This is a genomic window from Agromyces sp. ISL-38 (genome assembly GCF_018613935.1).
Taxonomy (GTDB): Bacteria; Actinomycetota; Actinomycetes; order Actinomycetales; family Microbacteriaceae; genus Agromyces.
This window is the reverse complement of the sequence record NZ_JAGGPF010000001.1, coordinates 379,445-396,780: the sequence shown is the minus strand read 5'-3', so window position 1 is coordinate 396,780 and position 17,336 is coordinate 379,445. Positions and strand designations below refer to the sequence as shown.

The 17,336-nt window shown below is 71.2% G+C and carries 15 protein-coding genes; 4 read left to right on the top strand and 11 right to left on the bottom strand.

Annotation, left to right across the window (positions count from 1 at the left end; genetic code table 11):
• Positions 1 to 52: 52 nt before the first annotated feature.
• Genes J7E25_RS01910 through J7E25_RS01900 form a run of 3 tightly spaced genes read right to left on the bottom strand, consistent with a single transcriptional unit; the run spans position 53 to position 1,801 of the window.
• Positions 53 to 670 (bottom strand): DUF1349 domain-containing protein, encoded by a 618-nt coding sequence (locus tag J7E25_RS01910; RefSeq protein WP_214867394.1) that lies wholly within the window; start codon positions 668 to 670, stop codon positions 53 to 55.
• A 28-nt stretch (positions 671 to 698) separates the two neighbouring features.
• A complete protein-coding gene (locus tag J7E25_RS01905; protein ID WP_308164308.1) occupies positions 699 to 1,436 on the bottom strand; it encodes an MIP/aquaporin family protein in 738 nt (245 codons plus the stop codon).
• Entirely contained in the window at positions 1,433 to 1,801 is a 369-nt protein-coding gene (locus tag J7E25_RS01900; RefSeq protein ID WP_214867822.1) for a metalloregulator ArsR/SmtB family transcription factor, read from the bottom strand. Before J7E25_RS01900 ends, J7E25_RS01905 begins: the two co-directional genes overlap by 4 nt.
• 102 nt (positions 1,802 to 1,903) lie before the next feature.
• Here J7E25_RS01900 and J7E25_RS01895 point away from each other — a divergent pair, with 102 nt between their 5' ends.
• From J7E25_RS01895 to trxB, 4 genes are all read left to right on the top strand, one after another.
• Positions 1,904 to 3,274: an FAD-dependent oxidoreductase gene (locus J7E25_RS01895; protein ID WP_214867392.1), complete on the top strand. Its 1,371-nt coding sequence runs from the start codon at positions 1,904 to 1,906 to the stop codon at positions 3,272 to 3,274.
• 492 nt (positions 3,275 to 3,766) lie between these two features.
• Positions 3,767 to 4,666, top strand: a complete 900-nt coding sequence (locus J7E25_RS01890; protein ID WP_214867390.1) for a metalloregulator ArsR/SmtB family transcription factor — start codon at positions 3,767 to 3,769, stop codon at positions 4,664 to 4,666.
• 79 nt (positions 4,667 to 4,745) lie between these two features.
• Positions 4,746 to 5,156: an arsenate reductase ArsC gene (locus tag J7E25_RS01885; protein ID WP_214867388.1), complete on the top strand. Its 411-nt coding sequence runs from the start codon at positions 4,746 to 4,748 to the stop codon at positions 5,154 to 5,156.
• Between the two features lie 3 nt (positions 5,157 to 5,159).
• Entirely contained in the window at positions 5,160 to 6,233 is a 1,074-nt protein-coding gene (gene trxB / locus J7E25_RS01880; protein ID WP_374196185.1) for a thioredoxin-disulfide reductase, read from the top strand.
• 85 nt (positions 6,234 to 6,318) lie between these two features.
• Here trxB and J7E25_RS01875 read toward each other — a convergent pair whose 3' ends face one another.
• The 8 genes from J7E25_RS01875 to J7E25_RS01840 all read right to left on the bottom strand — a co-directional run bounded on the left by J7E25_RS01875 (position 6,319) and on the right by J7E25_RS01840 (position 17,282).
• A complete protein-coding gene (locus J7E25_RS01875; protein ID WP_214867386.1) occupies positions 6,319 to 7,503 on the bottom strand; it encodes an MFS transporter in 1,185 nt (394 codons plus the stop codon).
• Positions 7,504 to 7,591: 88 nt separating this feature from the next.
• Positions 7,592 to 8,257, bottom strand: a complete 666-nt coding sequence (locus tag J7E25_RS01870; RefSeq protein ID WP_214867384.1) for a hypothetical protein — start codon at positions 8,255 to 8,257, stop codon at positions 7,592 to 7,594.
• Positions 8,258 to 8,402: 145 nt separating this feature from the next.
• Complete coding sequence (locus tag J7E25_RS01865) at positions 8,403 to 9,653, bottom strand: cytochrome P450 (RefSeq protein ID WP_214867382.1); 1,251 nt, start codon at positions 9,651 to 9,653, stop codon at positions 8,403 to 8,405.
• Positions 9,650 to 9,913: a hypothetical protein gene (locus J7E25_RS01860; protein ID WP_214867380.1), complete on the bottom strand. Its 264-nt coding sequence runs from the start codon at positions 9,911 to 9,913 to the stop codon at positions 9,650 to 9,652. Before J7E25_RS01860 ends, J7E25_RS01865 begins: the two co-directional genes overlap by 4 nt.
• A gap of 65 nt (positions 9,914 to 9,978) precedes the next feature.
• On the bottom strand, positions 9,979 to 10,896 hold the full coding sequence (locus J7E25_RS01855; RefSeq protein WP_214867377.1) for an NAD(P)-dependent oxidoreductase: 918 nt from the start codon (positions 10,894 to 10,896) through the stop codon (positions 9,979 to 9,981).
• Positions 10,897 to 11,018: 122 nt separating this feature from the next.
• Complete coding sequence (locus J7E25_RS01850; RefSeq protein ID WP_214867375.1) at positions 11,019 to 12,584, bottom strand: FAD-dependent monooxygenase; 1,566 nt, start codon at positions 12,582 to 12,584, stop codon at positions 11,019 to 11,021.
• Positions 12,585 to 12,648: 64 nt separating this feature from the next.
• A complete protein-coding gene (locus tag J7E25_RS01845) occupies positions 12,649 to 13,452 on the bottom strand; it encodes a DNA/RNA non-specific endonuclease (protein ID WP_214867373.1) in 804 nt (267 codons plus the stop codon).
• A 53-nt stretch (positions 13,453 to 13,505) separates the two neighbouring features.
• Positions 13,506 to 17,282 (bottom strand): SCO7613 C-terminal domain-containing membrane protein, encoded by a 3,777-nt coding sequence (locus tag J7E25_RS01840; RefSeq protein ID WP_214867371.1) that lies wholly within the window; start codon positions 17,280 to 17,282, stop codon positions 13,506 to 13,508.
• Between the last annotated feature and the right edge of the window lie 54 nt (positions 17,283 to 17,336).

Sequence of the window (17,336 nt, the reverse complement as noted above, 5' to 3'; positions counted from 1 at the left end):
CGGCGGCGGTCGGGGCGACCCGGCCGCCGCTGCTCGGCCTCGCTCGAAGAGCTCAGGCGATCGGCGGGTCCTCGTGCAGGTCGGTGTCGAGGGCGAGGTGGGCCCAGCGCGTGAACTTCACCTCGAGGTCGGGCCGCATCGGCGCGCAGAGCAGCGGACCCGCCGATGCCGCGCCGGCGGTGAACGGCGCGACGCGCAGGGTGCGCCATCCGCTCGTCTCGGTGCGCGCGCGCAGCACCACCGCGTCGCCGGCGACCCCGGCGCGGCTCGCGCGAATGGTCACGAGCTGTCCCGCCCACTCGGGCACCGGGGCGAGCGACCAGTCCGAGACGCCATTCGTGACGACCGCACCGAGGTGCAGCACGCCGTCCGACAATTCGAGGCCCGACTTGATCCACTGCTCGGGTCCGACGTGCAGCATGAGGCCGGCTTGGTCGTAGAGGGCGGTGAGGCTCGAGGCGTCGAAGGTCACCTCGACGGCGACATCCGTGGGCCACTCGGCGAGTAGGGCATGACCGTTGTCGTGAACGAAGCCGTAGTGGGTGGTGCGCCAGAAATCACTGTCTTCGATCGCGGTCGCGATGAGTGCGCCGTCGGCTGTTCGGGTTGCGGCGGGCTCTCGCGTCCACGTGCCGGTGGTCCAGTCGAGCGTGCCCTGTTCATGCGTCATGCTCACACCGTATCGAAGACGGATGACGCTATGACGCGGTCGTCGCGGGTGCCGCCTCGGTCTCAGTCTCGGTCTTGGTCGAAGCCGAGGTACGCCCCGGCACCTGCAACAACCACCGCACGAGCGCCAACCCGAGGACTGCGCCTGCAAGCTGCGCAGCAATGAACCACGGCGCCGAGCCCGGCGCGATGCCGGCGAAGCTGTCGCTGAACATGCGGCCGATCGTGATCGCGGGGTTCGCGAAGCTCGTGGAACTCGTGAAGAAGTAGGCCGAGCCGATGTAGGCGCCGACGACGACCGCGGCGAGATGCGCACGCCCCGACCGCACGAGGGCGAAGATCGCGAAGATCAGTCCGGCGGTGGCCACGACCTCAGCGACGAGATGGCCGGGCGACACGCGATCGGTCGTGCTGATCGAGACGACCTCCGCGTCGAACATGACGTTCGCGAGCATCGCGCCGACGATGCATCCGGCGATCTGCGCGGCGATGTACGCACCCACCTCGCGCGCACCCCGGTGCCCGAGCACGAGGTCGGCGAGCGAGACCGCCGGGTTGAAATGCGCGCCGCTGATCGGACCGAGCACCGTGATCAGCACGAAGAGGCCAAGGGCCGTCGAGGCCGCGTTGACGAGCAACTGCACGCCCACGTCGTTCGAGAGCCCGGTGGCGGCGATGCCGGAACCCACGACGATCGCCGCGAGCAGCATGGCGCCGAGGAACTCGGCCGCGACCCGGCGGGTCACGGCCGCGGTGGGCGCGCTCACACCGAGACCAGGGGTGCCGCGACGGCCTCGAGCGCGCCCGGCACGAGCCGGTAGTACGCCCACGTGCCGCGCTTCGAGCGCGAGAGGAAGCCCGCCTCGGTGAGGATCTTCAAGTGATGCGAAACGGTGGGCTGGCTCAGCCCGACGGGCTCGGTGAGGTCGCAGACGCACGCCTCGTGACCCTCGGAGGCGGCCACGATCGACACAAGCCGCAAGCGCACGGGGTCGGCGAGTGCCTTGAGCCGGCGCGCGAAGGTCTCGGCGTCGGCGGGGCTGATCGTCTCGCGGGTGAGCGGCCCGCAGCACGCGGCATCCGGAGCCGAGCCGAGTGCAACGGCGGCGGTCTCGCGCGTGACGAGGGGCAGGTCGATGGCGGTCACGATGCCAGTCTAGCTGAATATTGACATCCATCGATATAGTCGTCACAATCTGTATATCGACGAACGTCAATGAATAAAGGACAGCGGATGACCCTCCTCGACCTCACCACGCCGAAGCCGATCGCCTCGCGACTGCACGGGCTCCCGGTCGCCATCATCGGCGCCGGCCCGATCGGCCTCGCGACCGCCGCGAACCTCACCGACCGCGGCATCGACTTCGTGGTGCTCGAAGCAGGCGACCGCATCGGCGCGAGCGTGCAGGAGTGGGGGCACGTGCAGCTCTTCTCGCCGTGGAAGCATCTCGTCGACCCGGTCTCGCGGCGACTGCTCGCCGACACCGGGTGGACCGAGCCGCCCGCCGACTCGCTGCCGACCGGCGCCGAGCTCGTCGAGCGATTCCTCACGCCGCTCGCCGCGCTGCCGGCGATCGCCTCGCGCACCCGGTTCAATGCCACCGTGTCGGATGTCACCCGCGAGGGCATGGACCGCACCCGCACCACCGGCCGCGCGCAGGCTCCGTTCCTGCTTCGCGTGCACACGCCGGCCGGCATCGAGGAGCTCACCGCGCGCGCGGTGGTCGACGCCTCGGGCACCTATCGGACGCCGAACAGCCTCGGCTCATCGGGCCTCGATCCGCTCGGACTCCCCGAGGTCGCCGACCTCGTGAGCCACGCGCTGCCCGACGTGCTCGGCCGCGAACGCGCCGCCTTCGCCGGGCGTCACACCGTCGTCGTCGGGGCCGGGCACTCGGCGGCGAACACGCTGCTGAACCTCGCGGCCCTCGCCGAGCAGGAACCCGGCACGCGCATCACGTGGGTCATCCGCAATGCCACGGCCGCGCGCGTCTCGACCTCGCCCGGCGACGAGCTGCAGGCCCGCGCCTGGATCGGCGCTCGCGTCGATGCGCTCGTCGACGCCGGCCGCATCGAGCTCGTCGACCGCTTCGAGATCGTGCGCCTCGAGCGCAGCGTCGCCCACTCGGGCGCCGACGCCGACGCCACCGTCGCTTCTGCCGGAGCCGCGCGCATCACGGGCCGCCGCCGCGACGGTCTCGAGACCATCGTCGCCGATCGCATCGTGAACGCCACCGGCTTCCGGCCGAACCTCGCCATGCTGCGCGAGATCCGTCTCGAGCTCGACGAGATCGTCGAGGCGCCGCGACGCCTCGCCCCGCTCATCGACCCGAACGTGCACAGCTGCGGAACCGTGGAGCCGCACGGCTTCGCCGAGCTCACCCAGCCCGAGCGCGACTTCTTCATCGTGGGCATGAAGAGCTACGGCCGTGCGCCGACATTCCTGTTGGCGACGGGCTACGAGCAGGTGCGGTCGATCTCGGCATGGCTCGCGGGCGACGAGGCCGCGGCGCGCAACGTCGAGCTCGTGCTCCCGACCACGGGCGTGTGTTCGACGGATGCCGCGCCAACTGCTGCCGGCAGCGGCGCCAGCTGCTGCGGGTGACCCGCTCCAGTTCGTCGGCCGAACCGGTGGCGGGGCCTGATGCGCGCGTGAGCAGGCGCGTGATGGCGCGCCACGCACGGGCACCCAACCGCCGATCGCGGCGTCGCTTCTCGCGCGAGTCGGGCCTGTGAACTCGACGCTGGCAGCCGCGCGGCACTGCCGATGGCGGCCGCACCCCACTCGCCGAACCGCGCAATGACCAGCCACGTGTCTCATGTGAGATCTGCCTCACATGAGGCGCGATCGACATGAGCCGAGCGGCACGTCGGTTTCTCGCTGGCCACGGCATGAGCTCACGGGTTCCGCACGTGCCAGGGTGGCTCCCGTGCTGCGGGCAGCCCGATTGAGCTGAAATGCAGGAGATTCGCGTGCAGAGGGCGGAATAGACACGTATGACCCCGGATCTCCTGCAGTTTCTCGCGGGTCCGACACGGTCAATGCCGGGAAGGCGGCGCGAGTCATCGCCCGGCCCCGTCGAATAGACTTCGGTCTATGGATGGGATCGACACGGCACGCGGCATCCGTCTGCTGACCGACCCGACGCGGCTGCGCATCCTCGGGCTCATCGAGTCGAGCCCCGACGGTCGCGCGCTCGTCGGCCGGCTCGCCGACGAGCTCGGGCTGCGCCAGCCCACCGTGAGCCACCACGTGAAGGCGCTGCTCGACGAGGGCGTGCTCGAGCGCACCCCCGAGGGTCGCCAGGTCTGGTACTCGATCGCGCCCGCGGCAGCAGAGCGGGTGAGTGAATTGCTGCAGTCGGATGCCGCGAGCCAGGTGTCAGACGAAGTGCTCGAGCGTGTGGCATCCGACCTCGCCCAGCGCTTCGCCGGCGTCTTCTCGCGAGAGACCGTCGAACGCTACGTGCACGAGAGCCACGACCTGCTCGCGGAACGCTCACGCATCACCCGATACCTTCCCTCGCTCACGTCGAAGTTCGCCGCCGACCGCCTGACGGCGCTCGCCCGGGAGCAGGCGCCGCGAGGCGACGAGCCGCCCGAGGTGCTGTTCGTGTGTGTGCAGAACGCCGGCCGCTCGCAGATCGCCGCGGCGATCCTCCGGCACCTCGCCGGCGATCGCGTGCGAGTGCGCACTGCGGGGTCGGAGCCGGCGAGTGCGGTGCGCTCGACCATCATCACCGCGCTCGACGAGATCGGCGTCGCGATCGGCGGGGAGTATCCGAAGCCGCTGACCGACGAGGTCGTGCGCGCGGCCGACGTCGTGATCACGATGGGCTGCGGCGACGCCTGCCCGGTGTATCCGGGGCGGCGGTATCTCGACTGGGAGCTCGACGACCCGGCTGGGCTGCCGCTCTCGCGGGTGCGCGGCATCCGTGATGACATCGAGGCAAGGGTGCGGCAGCTGCTCGACGAGCTCGAGGTGAATGCTGTATGAACACGGCCGCCGCGCCGTCGCCTGACTGGAAAAACGATAGACGCTGATCTATGCTTTGACTGTCGAAAGCGAGGGAACCATGTCTGAAACCCCAACCGTGCTGTTCGTCTGCGTGCACAACGCGGGCCGCTCCCAGATGGCCGCCGGGTATCTGCGCGAACTCGGGCAGGGCCGCGTCGAGGTGCTCTCCGCGGGCTCCGAGCCGAAAGACACCATCAACCCCGTCGCCATCGAGGCGATGGCCGAAGAGGGCATCGACATCGCCGGCAACACGCCGAAGATCCTCACCGTCGATGCGGTGAAGGAGTCCGACGTCGTGATCACCATGGGGTGCGGCGACGCGTGCCCAATCTTCCCGGGCAAGCGCTACGAGGACTGGGAACTCGAAGACCCCGCGGGCAAAGACCTCGAGACCGTGCGCCGAGTGCGCGACGACATCCGCGGCCGGGTCAAGACCCTCCTCGCCGAGCTCGTACCGACGGCGGCGTAGGCCATGAACGATCGCATCGACCCCGCCGCATCTGCAGCCGCTGCATCCGCTGCCGATGCCGAGGCGACCATGGAGGCCGACACCGAGCCCGCCACCGAGCCCGCCGTCGAGAACGTCGTCGTGATCGGTTCCGGCCCAGCCGGATACACCGCCGCCGTCTACCTCGCACGCGCGGGCCTCTCCCCGGTCGTGCTCGCGAGCTCGGTCGAGGCGGGCGGAGCGCTCATGACCACGACCGAGGTGGAGAACTTTCCCGGCTTCGCCGACGGCATCATGGGCCCCGATCTCATGGAGCAGATGCGGGGCCAGGCCGAACGCTTCGGCGCGCAAATCGTCTACGACGACGCGGTCGAGGTCGAGCTCACGGGTGACATCAAAGCCATTCGCACGATCAACGGCGTCGAATACCGAGCGCACACCGTGGTGCTCGCGATGGGCTCGGCCTATCGCAAGCTCGGCGTCGAGGGCGAAGAGCGACTCACCGGTCGCGGCGTCTCGTGGTGCGCGACGTGCGACGGCTTCTTCTTCAAGGGCAAGGACATCGCGGTCGTCGGGGGCGGCGACTCGGCGCTCGAAGAGGCGATGTTCCTCACGCGGTTCGCCGATTCCGTCACGCTCCTGCATCGCCGCGACTCCCTGCGCGCGTCGCACATCATGCAGGAGCGTGCGCTCGCGAATCCGAAGATCATCCCGTACTGGAACGCCGAGGTGATCTCCGCCGAGGGCGACGACGGCCTCGAGCGACTGCAGCTGCGCGACACCACGACGGGCGAGCTTGCGTCGCTCGACGCGACCGGGCTCTTCATCGCGATCGGCCACGACCCACGCAGCGAGCTCGTCGCCGGCCAGGTCGACGTCGACGAAGAGGGATACGTGCTGGTGGAGCATCCGTCGACCCGTACGAACCTCGAGGGGGTGTTCGCGTGCGGCGACCTCGTCGACAAGCGCTACCGCCAGGCGATCACCGCGGCGGGCACCGGATGCGAGGCCGCGCTCGACGCGGAGCACTACCTCGCCGAGCACGGGCTCGCCGATCCGGTGGAGGAGCAGGCCGCCGTCATCTTCGAGGCGTCCTGAGCCCGAAGGCCTGAGCCGTAAGGCCAGAGCTGGGCGGTCGAGCTCCGAGCGGATGCCTCGACCCCCGACGCCTCGCGCAACCGCCCTACGTGAGCCGCGCCGTCGCCGCCGCGACGAGCACCACCCCGGCCATGATCGCCGCCATCGCCGCGTACGATCCCACGCCGACGGCGACGGCCGGGCCGATCGCGGGCGTGAGCGCCGCCGCGATCGTGATCGGTGCAGCGAACGCGCCGTTGATCGCGCCGTAGTTGCGGGTGCCCCAGCGGTCGGCCACGGCGGAGGCCTGCACGAGCGTGTAGGCACCGCGCACCGCACCGGCCGCGATGCCGATCGCGATGAGGAGCCACGCCGGGCCGGGCACGAAGGCGAGTGCGCCGAGCGAGGCGCCCGCGAGCAGGCCCACGAGCATCACCGGCAGCCACGGCCGGCCGGTGCGCGGGCGGATCAGGAAGAGCAGCCGCCCCACCACTTGCCCTGCACCGATGAGTCCGAGGCCGAGCGCCGCGAGCTCGAACGAGAGCCCCTTCTCCATGAAGAGCGGCACGCCGGCGAGGGTCGCGCTGAGCAACGAGACGGTGAGCACGATCATGGTGATCTCGAGCAGCCAGAATCGGCGGCTGCGGATGACGCCCGCCACCGAGTGCATGGTCTCAGTGTGATGCGCGGCGGGCAGGTGCGCCCAGGACCGCTCGAGCGAGAACCAGTGGAGTGGGATCGTCACGACCGCGAGCACGCCGGCGAGCACGAGGAACGCCACGCGCCATTCGAGCACCGAGAGCAGGCCAGCGACGACCGGCGCGAACACGGTCGAGGCGAGTCCGCCCGCGAGGGTCAGGATCGTGAGCGGCGTGCGACGCCGCTCGCCGTAGCGCCGCGTGATGACGGTGAACGCGGCCTGGTAGAGCACCGCCGATTGACCGATGCCGCACACCACCCAACCGGCGGTGAAGACGATGAGATCGGGCGCGAGCGCGACGATCACGAAGCCCGAGGCGCCGATGGCGGAGCCGATCGTCATCACGTGCCGCGGTCCGCGCTCGTCGAGGAGTCGCCCGACCAGCACGCCGCAGATCGCCGACGCGATGAGGCCGCCCGAGAACGCCGCCGTGATGGCGACGATCGGCCAGCCCGTCTCGCTGGCGATCTCGGGTGCGGCGACGATGATCGCGTAGTACAGGATGCCCCAGCTGACGACCTGGCCGACCGAGAGGGCCGCGAGACGCGCAGGCGCACGCGAACTCGTCTCGAGGCTGGCGGTGCGGGTCATCAGCACCACCGTACCGCAGTGCATCGATAACTGTCGATATACGGATGTCGCAGCTGAACGGGCCGCGACCTGCCCCGCACGCCGCGCGTCACCCCACGAAGTCGCGGAAGGCATCGCCCGCGTCCGCACGGCGGGCCCGCTCGGCGTCGGCCTCACGGAGGTCGCGTTCGAGATCGACGAGCAGCTCGCGCGTGCGCTCGTCGCGCGCGAGCTCGTACTCCGCGTCGACCGCGATGTCAGGCCACTCACGGGCGAGGCGCGCGTCGATCGCGGCCGCGATGTCCTCCCACGCGGCGTCGCGCGCGTGCTCGGTGAGCCGCTCGAGGTAGGCGGGATCCTCCCGCAACTCCCAGAGCCGCTTCGCCACCCCGGCGTACACCCGCTCGCGATGGCGGAGGTTCACCGTGTCCGCTCGGTGGTAGTCGTGCTGGTGCGCCGAACGACCCTCGCGTTGCGATGCGCTCTCGCGCTCGGCGGCGGCTCGTTCCGCAGCCTCGTCGGCCTCCTGCACGAGTTCGTAGAGCACGTCGCGCGCCATCGCCATGGCACGGGCCGGCTCGAACCGCTCTTCACCCCGCAACGCGAACACGATGAGCCGGTTCTTCAGCGCCATCCGGCCTGCGGATTCCGCGACGAGCACGCCCTCGGCGAGCATCTCGTCGAACGATGGTGTCGGCCGCTTCGGCAACGCGGCCCGGTCGAACGGCTTGAACGGCGTTCGACGACGGAAGAGACGACGGAAGAAGCGCTTCATCCGCTCACCTCCGCACTCCGATCGTCCGTGCTTCCGAGCCTACCGATCGCCGCACCGACCCGAGCGGGCCGGGGCCATGGGCAGGGGCGGGGGCACCGTGGCGGACCGCGCGCCGAGATGGCCGCGGGCAGTGGACCGGCCGCACTCACGCCGCGAACGCGAGCCGCATGTGATCCGCGGGCAACGCGGGGAAGTGCCGCAGGTTCGCGCTCAGGTCCTGCGGCGGAACCCGGACCTCCTCACTCGCGAGGAAGCGCGCGAACTCCTCCATGAGGGCGATCGTGGCACCCTCTCCGGGGCAGCGGTGGCCGTCGTCGACGCTGCCGGGGCCCTGCGGGATGAGGGCGTTCACGTCGCCGTCCCAGCTCGCGAAGCGATCGGGGTCGAAGCGCTCGGGGTCGCGCCAGATGCGCGGGTCGTGGTTGGTCGCCCAGAGGTCGAGCAGCACCCAGTCACCGATGCGCACACGGCTGCCACGCCAGCCGAACGCCGCGCGGGCGGTGCCGCCGACGATCGGGAAGAACGGCGCCGTGCGCCGCACCTCGTTGACGAACCAGTCAACATGGTTACCGCGCTGGATCGGCTCCTTCCATTCCGGATGCTCGATGAGGGCGAGCGCCGTGAACGCGAGGAATCGGCTGACCGCTGCGATCGGCCGCAACAGGTTGAGCAGCTCCACCCCGGCGTCTTCGGCGGAGAGCGGATGCCCCTTGGCATCACGGTGCCGGGCGAGTCGGGCGATCGGCGAATGCTCGGCGACGGCGATCTGCTCGTGGCGCACAGCGATGATCGCCTCGCTCGCCCATCGCTCGGTGCCGCGACGCCTCGCCCGGGCACGCCAGTTCGAGGGTCCGACTCGTCCGGCGTTGTCGACCATCGAGATGAGCTGCTCGGCGAGTCGCTCGGTGTCGACGAGTTCGATGGGGATGCCGCTCCAGCCCAGAGCCGCCCGCGTGAGCGCGAGCGGGGTCGCGTCGGCGATGGCGAGCGGATGACCGCCGGCCGCGGCGACCTGGGCACCCCACGCCACGGCGAACCGCTCGCGGAGCCGCTCGAGCTCAGTCGGCTGCAGCACGTCGATGAACAGCGACTTGCGGTGCCGATGCTCCGCGCCCTCGAGGGTCTGCACGCTCCCCTTGTCTTGCAGCAGGTGCTGCACGGTCGAGGGCATGGCGCGCTCGCGTGAGAACCGGCGCCCCTCGGTGAACATGCGCGCGGCCTCGGCGCCGAACACCACCGTCACCGGGCGGCCCAGGAGCCGAGTGCGGAAGGCGTCGCCGCCCACCTGCTCGAATCGGCGACGGCCGAATTCGTAGCCGTCGGCCAGGAAGCCCGCGGTGCTGTCGGGCACGCCGAGGGCGGGGATGCCCCCATCGCGCGATCGCGCCACGGTCATCGCTCGCGCCGTGCCCGCAGGAAGGAGACCAACGCGAGCAGCAGGAGCAGCGCCCCGACGCCCACGAACAGCGCGGAGCCGATGATCACACCCGACTGCCACGCGGCATCCGCCGGTGCATCGCCTTCGGCAGGCGTGTTCCGCGGAGTGAACGTGTAGATGGCGACGCCGACGATGCCGATGGCCAGCGCGATCACGCCCGCGACACTGAGCACTCCGGTCTTCGCGCCGCTCGCCTCGATCTCGTCTCGGCTGTCCATGCTCCTGACGCTACGTCGGGCCCGTTCGACTGCACAGGGGGTTGACGTCTGCCGCGTGACCCGCCTCACACGGTCGGGTCGAACCCCTCCACGGTGCCGTCGGCCGACGCGTACTTCACGATGAGGCTGCAGTCCTTGCCCCCGTAGCCCTCGGCGATCAGCTGTTCGAACTGGTCGAGCGCGAGCCTCGCCCCAGGAAGGCGCAGGCCCGCCTCCTCGCCCGCGGCGAGCGCGAACGAGAGATCCTTCTCGGCGAGCATCGTCGTGAACGACGCGTCGAAGTTGCGGTTCGCGGGGCTCGTCGGCACGACGCCGGGCACGGGGTACCACATGCGCAGCGGCCACGAGTCGCCCGACGAGACCGACGCCACCTTCCAGAACGTCTCGGCGTCGAGCCCGAGTTCAGCCGCGAGCTGCGAGCCCTCGGCGAGGCCGACGAGCGAGACGAAGAGCATGAGGTTGTTCGCGAGCTTCGCGGCGATGCCCATCGTGGGGCCGCCGACCGCGAAGACGTGGCCGGCCATCGGCTCGACGAGCGCCGTCGCCTCCCGCACGTCGGCCTCCTCGCCGCCGAGCATGAACGTGAGCGTGCCCGCCGCCGCTCCCGCGATGCCGCCCGACACCGGGGCGTCGACGAAACGGAAGCCGTGATCGACGGATGCCTCGTGGCAGTACTGCGACGTGGCGACATCCACCGTCGACGTGTCGAGCAGCAGCGCCGAGCGCGGCGCGTTCGCCCAAACGCCGTCGGGTCCCTCGAGCACCTGCCGCACGTGCTCGCTGCGCGGCAGCGACGTGAACACGGCATCGGCGCCGGCGACCGCGTCGGCGATCGAGTCGACCACGAGCACGCCGCGCTCGGCCGCCGCTTCGCGCGCGGCCGGCACGACGTCGACACCCCGCACCTCGTGACCCGCGGCGGCGAGATTGCCCGACATCGGGCCGCCCATGTTCCCCAGACCGATCCACGCGATGGTGGCCATGGCCCCTCCCGACGTCGTCGACGCGAAGTGCAGTCGGCACCGGCGCCGCTCGGGCGCCCATGCGCTTCCAGCCTATGGTCGGGGCATGCGGCGGGCAACGGATGCCACGCCGTGGGCCGCGTTCACCCCGCGAGTTGCTCGCGGAACGCCCGCGGACCGCCGGGCACGGCGTGAGCGGATGCCTCGGCCGCGACGAACCCGTCGCGACGCACGAGGTAGACCCGATCGGGTCGCAACCGTCTGTTCGGATCACGACCGAACGCGTGCGCCTCGACGCCGAGCTCGCTCGCGATGCGCTCGACCTCGGCGGGCAGCACACCGTAGCCGTGCACCTGCCACGTCATCGAGCGCAGCACGTCGTAGTTGCCACCCGTCCACGGGAGGCGCCGGCCGACGACGGCATCGCGGCGATGGTCACGGCGACGGCCGCGGTCGCGGCCGCTCGGCCGCGTCATCCGATAGTGGATCCTCGTCTGCGAGATGTAGCCGAACACGCGCTCGCCGCCGACGACGCGCGACACGAGTCGCGCGACGATCGGGCCGATGACCGGCACTACGCGTCCCCGCATGAACCGGGCCCACCGCGAGTCCGAGGTGATCGTCGCGAATGCCCGATCGGTGGTGCCCACGAGTCGCGCCGCGACCGGTCGGCGCTCCTGCTCATAACGGTCGAGGCGCTCGTCGGGCATGCCGCCGACGAGCACGTCGGCGAACGCGCACGCGAGGTTGTGCGCTTCCTGCAGCCCCGTGTTCATGCCCTGGGCACCGACCGGCGAGTGGATGTGCGCCGCGTCGCCGGCGAGGAAGAACGGGCCGTCGCGGAAGCGCGCCGCGAGCCGGTGGTGCAAGCGGTAGGTCGTGAACCAGCTCGAGTCGCGATAGCGCACGCCGAAGCCGCGCTCGACGCGTTCGTGCACGAGCGACTCGGGCAGGGTGCCATCGGCGGCGAGATCCCGGTCGCGCACGATACCGAGCAACCGGGTGTGCCCGCCCGGCCCCATCGGGAACGCGAGCAGGAAGTCGTCGGCGTTGAACCTGATGTTCACCGCGTCGTCGACGAGCCCCGTCACGCCGTGGGCGTCGACCACGTAGAAGGTGTGCACGTTGGTGACACCCTCGAACGGGATGCCGCGGAGGCCCCGCACGATCGAGTGCGCCCCGTCGGCGCCGACGCAGTAGCGCGCACGCACCGTGACGGGTCCGCCGGGCGAGTCGAGCGTCGCGGTCACCGGATGGCGCCGCCCCGCGGCATCCGCTCGCACCGATGCCTCCTCGAGCGACGTGAGCCGATGCTCCCAGAGCACCACCCGCCCGAGCTCGGCGAGCGCGTCGACGAGGATCGCCTCATTGCGGCTCTGCTCGAGCACCGTGACCTCGGGGTACGGCGTGACCCGTGTGCCGAGCCCGCGCAGCGCGATGCTGCCGAACGGCCGGTCGCGGAAGCCGGGCACGGCGTTGCGGGCCGGATAGCTCTCGGCGAGCACCCGGTCGATGAGGCCGAGCTGGTCGTAGAGTTCCATCGACCGCGCTTGCACGCCGAGCGCCCGCGACTCGCGCGTCGGCCCCGATTTGCCATCGACGATCACCGCATCGACGCCGAGCCGCGCGAGGCACACGGCGAGCATGAGGCCGCTCGGGCCTGCTCCCACGATGAGCACGTCGGTGCTGAGCTCGGTCACGTCGCCCATGCCCCAACTCTTTCACCGCCCGGCGGCCGCGACCACCCCGCCCGTGCGTGGCGGCGCAGTGCGATCAGAGCAGGAGGTCGGCGGATGTCTCGAGCCGCCGCCAGCCGGTCGCTGCAATCGTCTTGGGCAAGCGATCGGCCCCGACGAGCTCGGGCATCTCGAGCCCCGTGAGCGCCGCGACATCCGCGATCGGAACCTGGAACGTGCGGAACGGCCCCAAGTCGGGCACTTCGCCCGGCAGTGGTGCCCGAGCCTCGCTCGTGTCGACGAGCGGCGCCTGGTCGACCACGAATGCGGCTGCGGCGAGCTCGCCGCTCGAGTTCCACGCGGCCACCTTCCAGTACCTGAGCGGCACGCGGATGCCGCGATACGCCGGGTCGCCCGCGGCGAGGATCGGCGCCGTGAAGACGCTGAGCCGCAACCCGTTCACGCTCGCGTGCGCGAGCACGTGGTCTTCGAGCCCGAGCCAGAGCTCCTTCGACTGGTTGAAGCCCGAGGCCTGCGGCGCGGCGTTCGGATAGCGGAACGTCTCGGCGTTCGCGCGCGCCGCGACCTCGGGGCTGCCCCACACCGGGTCGCGGCGACGCACGAGGTGCCCGCGGTCGAGGTCGTTGCGCGCATAGACCGCCGGGCCGGCCTGCCAGTCGGCGGGGATGCGCTCGTCGAGCTGCCAGTCGTCGCCGCCGCGATCAAGCTCGACGAGGGCGGCGCCGTCGACATTCACGCCCGTGACCCGCGCGAGGCGCCTGGCGGTGTCGAGCAGCACCGAGAAGTGCACGTAGTCGAGTTCGACGGATGCCGCGGCATCCGCTTCACCCACTCGCGGCATCGGAGCGTGCAACTCGAGGAACCGCGCGTCGAAGCCCATGGCCCCACTCGACCACGAACCGCCGACACGGCGCCACTCGACCACCGGGCGGGTTACTCGAGCTCGCGCAAGCGCGCCGCGACGCCCCTCCCCTGGTTCGTGCGCCGCTCGGAGCCGACCGCGATCGCGAGCAGCACGGCGCCGGCCGTCGAGAGCGTGATCCACCACGGCATCGCCCCGACGGCGCGATCCACCTGCGCCGAGAACACCACGATGTTCTCGATCGGCAGCACCGCGAGGCCGAGGATGAACGGGGCGGCGAGCTTTCGCGACGAACCCACGAGGATCGCGACGAGCGCCAGCGCGATCACGAGGATCGGCCGGTACAGTTGCGGATCGGTGCCGGTCGCGAGCACCGAGGGCAGCAGAGTGAGCACGATTCCGGGTGCCAGCAGGCGCCACGAACCCGTGAACCCGAGCGGCCATGAGCCGAGCGTCGCCCGCGTCGGCAAGGAAGTCGCACGCATCGCGACGATTCCAGCGGCCAGCACCGTGAGACCGAGCGGGAGCGAGAACACCTCGACGCGCAGGTCGCGCTGGCCCCACCCGGCGACGCCGGTCACCCAGGCGAGGGCGTACACGAACCAGAACGGCGGCAGCACCGGCACGGTGGTGCGAGCGCGCGCGACCATGACGAGCGCCACGCCGAGCAGCAGCGCCATGAGGCCCCAGAGCGTGAAGATCGCGAACCAGTCGCGCCGGATCGCCGCGATCGGGCCGACGACGAGGAACACGAGGGCGGGCGCGTACAGCCACCTCGAGCCGAGCAGCCACCGCTCGAGCACCGACCGGCCGAGCGCCACGCGAGCTCCTCTCCGAAACAGCGACGCCGAGGCGACGGCGATCGCGACACCTGCGAGCGTGAGCCCGAGCACCGTCGACATGAGGAAGACAGGGTCGACGACGTCGAGAGGGTCGCGCTCGAGACCGTAGCGCACGGCTTGGACAGGTCCGGCGGATGCCGCGACGAGCGCACCCGCGAGCACGGGAACACGCAGCATCCGCTCACCCCTGCTCCTTCCCGCCCCGCGGCGGGTGAGCGCCCAGCCCAGAGCGAGCAGCACGACGGACGCCGCGAGCAGCGCCGCAGTGCGCCACGCGAACGTCGCCGAGCCCCAGGCGCCGAGCATGATGAGCGACGGAATGAGGGCGAGGGCGAGCCCGCTTGCGAACAGCGGCACCCCACGGCCGCCCCTCGCGACGAGGATCGCCGCGACCACCACGGCGCCGAGCGCCGGCGGCAACGTGTACGGCTCCACCACGTCGACGCCGAGCATCGCCCAGATGCACCAGAGCGCACCGGTCCAGCTCGCCCCGGCGAGCGGCCAGCCGTAGCGGCGGCCGGCGAAGACACTCGTGGCGGCGGCACCGAGCCCGATGATCACGAGCACCGCGATGGTCGTGCCGAGACCGGCAGCTTCCCGCACGACTGCGAGCAGCACCGCGATCGCAGCGGTCACGAGCGACGAGATCTCGATCCAGCGACGCGCGGATGCCGCGTCGGCGACACCGAGTCCGTGCCGCACGAGGGCCGCCTCGATGACCTTCGTCGCCGGCAGCGCCACCGCGACGATCACCGCGATGACGGGGAGCGTCACGGGCGAACCGCTCACCTCGAGGAACTCCGCGCCGAGGCAGACCACCACCACGGAAAGCGCGGGCACGAGCATCGCCGCGGCAGCAGAGCGCACCAGCCGGTTGAGCCCCGGTCGGCGCGTGAGCACGAGTGCGAGCGCGAGCAGGAACGTGACGCCCGTCGAGAGCGCCGTCCAGCCGCTCCGCTCGCTCAGCACCGACGCGACGCCGATGAGGAACGGCACCGCGGTCACGATCAGGATCGCGTACCACGACCGGGCATCCATCCGCTGCACGAGCGTCGCGGCGAGCGCGCTCAGCGCGGCGAGGGTCGTGGTGAGGCAGAGCACCGCGATCGTAACGGCGCCCGCCTGGTCGAGCGCGGTCGCGAAGACGATGAGCGCGTATGCGTACGCGATCGCGACGTGCGCGGCACGGGCGCCGGCGGGCACCGAGCGTGCGAGCACGAGGATCGCGGCGACGATGACAGCGCCGACCGGCACGGTGATCGCAGGCTCCGTCCACGTGATGAGGGCGGCTTCCACGAGCGCGAGATGACCGAACACGATGAAGGGCGAACGGATGCTCCTGCGCGCCCGAGTGAACCGCGACCACGGCACGAGCACTGCGGCGCTCGCGAGCACTGCGGCGGCGATGCCGATCCCGGCCCGGGCAAGTGGCACGAGGCCGGTCCACGCGATGAGTGCGAGCGCGCCCGTCGCACCGAGCCACAGTGCGAGGCCGAGGGTGCCCACGGGGAATCCGTAGCGCGTTTCGGGCGGCGAGACCCGCCGGGCCGCGACCGCGAGTGCCGCGACGCCGAGCGATGCGGCGAAGAGCCCGAGCACTCCGGCCAGGCTCGGGACGACCGGCAACGCGTCGGAGCTCGTTGCCACGGTCCTCAAGCTGAACGGCGCAAGTCCGACGGTCGCGAACTCCTGCACGACCGCGCTGAGGCTGACGAGCGCCAGCATCACGGCGGGCACCGCGACGCCGAGCCCGACCGTCAGCGCGCCGGCCTGCGCGGCCCGGGCGTGAAGGATGCCGCGGGCACGGACGAGTCCTGACGTGCCGACGCCGACGGCGGCAGCGAGCGGCACAAGCATGGTCAGCCAGGCAAAGTCGACGCCCGGCATGGCGAGCGGGAGGACCGCGAGCGCAGCCACGCCGAGAGCGCCCGCCGCGAAGCTCCAGAGTCGGGGCACGTGGTTGCGTGTCGACAGCGACGCGAGGACCGCGAGTACAAGGAGGATCGCCGCGCGCGCGAGCATCGCGGACGACCATGATCCAGACGGCAGCGTCGGCTCCGACGGCAGGAACGCGAGTTGCGCGAGCACCACGACGGTCGCCCCGAGTTGCAGACCGGTGAGCATGTCGCGGTCAGCACGGAGCCCGCTTTCGAAGCGCCCGACCGCGCGGCGCACGACCTCGTGCGCCGCCAGCGCCACCGCGACGACGCCGACGTGTCCCCATGCGGTACTCCACGCGCCGCCCGGGTATCCGAAGAGTGCGGGCACGACCGCGAGACCGATGAGCGACGCCCACAGCCAAGTGCGTATTCGCGCGCGCCACGCGACGACGAGCATGGCGATCGACGCGAGGAGCGTGCCGATCCCCGCGAAGATCCAGCTGCTCATCGCCGCGGGCGCGATCTCGGAGAACGCCCACACGTCGAGGACGAGGAAGACCACGCCGAGCGCACCGATCGCCTCTGCCGAGAACTGCACGCCGCGTCGGCGCAGCATCCATGCTCCCGTGAGGAACAGCACGGTGACCACGGCGATCACCATCGTGCGGACCCCGAAGCCGACGTCGGGATTGAGGAACGCGAACACGATCGCAGCGACCGCGAAGAGGGCGGCGCCCGCAACCGCGAGCACGGATTGCACGCTCACCTGTGATGTCTCGGGCGGTTCGGCGGGTGTCTCCCCTCCCGTCGGTGCCGCGGCATCCGCTCGCGTCGATGGACTCGACCCCGATGCTGCCGCCGGCGCGGTGACCCGAGGTCCGGCCGCCGCGACCGCTGCGACGACCGCCGCCCGCGCGGTGGGCAGCTCCGCAACCAGCCGCTGCCGCTCCAGGACCGCGTCGGCCGCACGCTTCGAGGCCCGCCACACCGACGCACCCTCGGGACCGCCGAGATCGGCCGAGCATGAAGCGCACACCGGAGTGCCTCCGAGCTCGGCGTCGCAGCGCGGACAGATCGTCGTGGCGAGCAGATATCGGGCGGCGTTCTCATTCCATGTGCTCACCATTCGCGAAGTCTATGCACGCGCGTGGCGGATGGGGCGGAGGTGAGGGTGCTCGGC

What these genes read in the sequence shown, in the direction of transcription:
- J7E25_RS01910 (WP_214867394.1), bottom strand. Translation starts at nt 670, where the DNA reads ATGACGCATGAACAGGGCACGCTCGACTGGACCACCGGCACGTGGACG.
- J7E25_RS01895 (WP_214867392.1), top strand. Translation starts at nt 1,904, where the DNA reads ATGACCCTCCTCGACCTCACCACGCCGAAGCCGATCGCCTCGCGACTG.
- J7E25_RS01890 (WP_214867390.1), top strand. Translation starts at nt 3,767, where the DNA reads ATGGATGGGATCGACACGGCACGCGGCATCCGTCTGCTGACCGACCCG.
- J7E25_RS01885 (WP_214867388.1), top strand. Translation starts at nt 4,746, where the DNA reads ATGTCTGAAACCCCAACCGTGCTGTTCGTCTGCGTGCACAACGCGGGC.
- trxB (WP_374196185.1), top strand. Translation starts at nt 5,160, where the DNA reads ATGAACGATCGCATCGACCCCGCCGCATCTGCAGCCGCTGCATCCGCT.
- J7E25_RS01875 (WP_214867386.1), bottom strand. Translation starts at nt 7,503, where the DNA reads ATGACCCGCACCGCCAGCCTCGAGACGAGTTCGCGTGCGCCTGCGCGT.
- J7E25_RS01870 (WP_214867384.1), bottom strand. Translation starts at nt 8,257, where the DNA reads ATGAAGCGCTTCTTCCGTCGTCTCTTCCGTCGTCGAACGCCGTTCAAG.
- J7E25_RS01865 (WP_214867382.1), bottom strand. Translation starts at nt 9,653, where the DNA reads ATGACCGTGGCGCGATCGCGCGATGGGGGCATCCCCGCCCTCGGCGTG.
- J7E25_RS01860 (WP_214867380.1), bottom strand. Translation starts at nt 9,913, where the DNA reads ATGGACAGCCGAGACGAGATCGAGGCGAGCGGCGCGAAGACCGGAGTG.
- J7E25_RS01855 (WP_214867377.1), bottom strand. Translation starts at nt 10,896, where the DNA reads ATGGCCACCATCGCGTGGATCGGTCTGGGGAACATGGGCGGCCCGATG.
- J7E25_RS01850 (WP_214867375.1), bottom strand. Translation starts at nt 12,584, where the DNA reads ATGGGCGACGTGACCGAGCTCAGCACCGACGTGCTCATCGTGGGAGCA.
- J7E25_RS01845 (WP_214867373.1), bottom strand. Translation starts at nt 13,452, where the DNA reads ATGGGCTTCGACGCGCGGTTCCTCGAGTTGCACGCTCCGATGCCGCGA.
- J7E25_RS01840 (WP_214867371.1), bottom strand. Translation starts at nt 17,282, where the DNA reads ATGGTGAGCACATGGAATGAGAACGCCGCCCGATATCTGCTCGCCACG.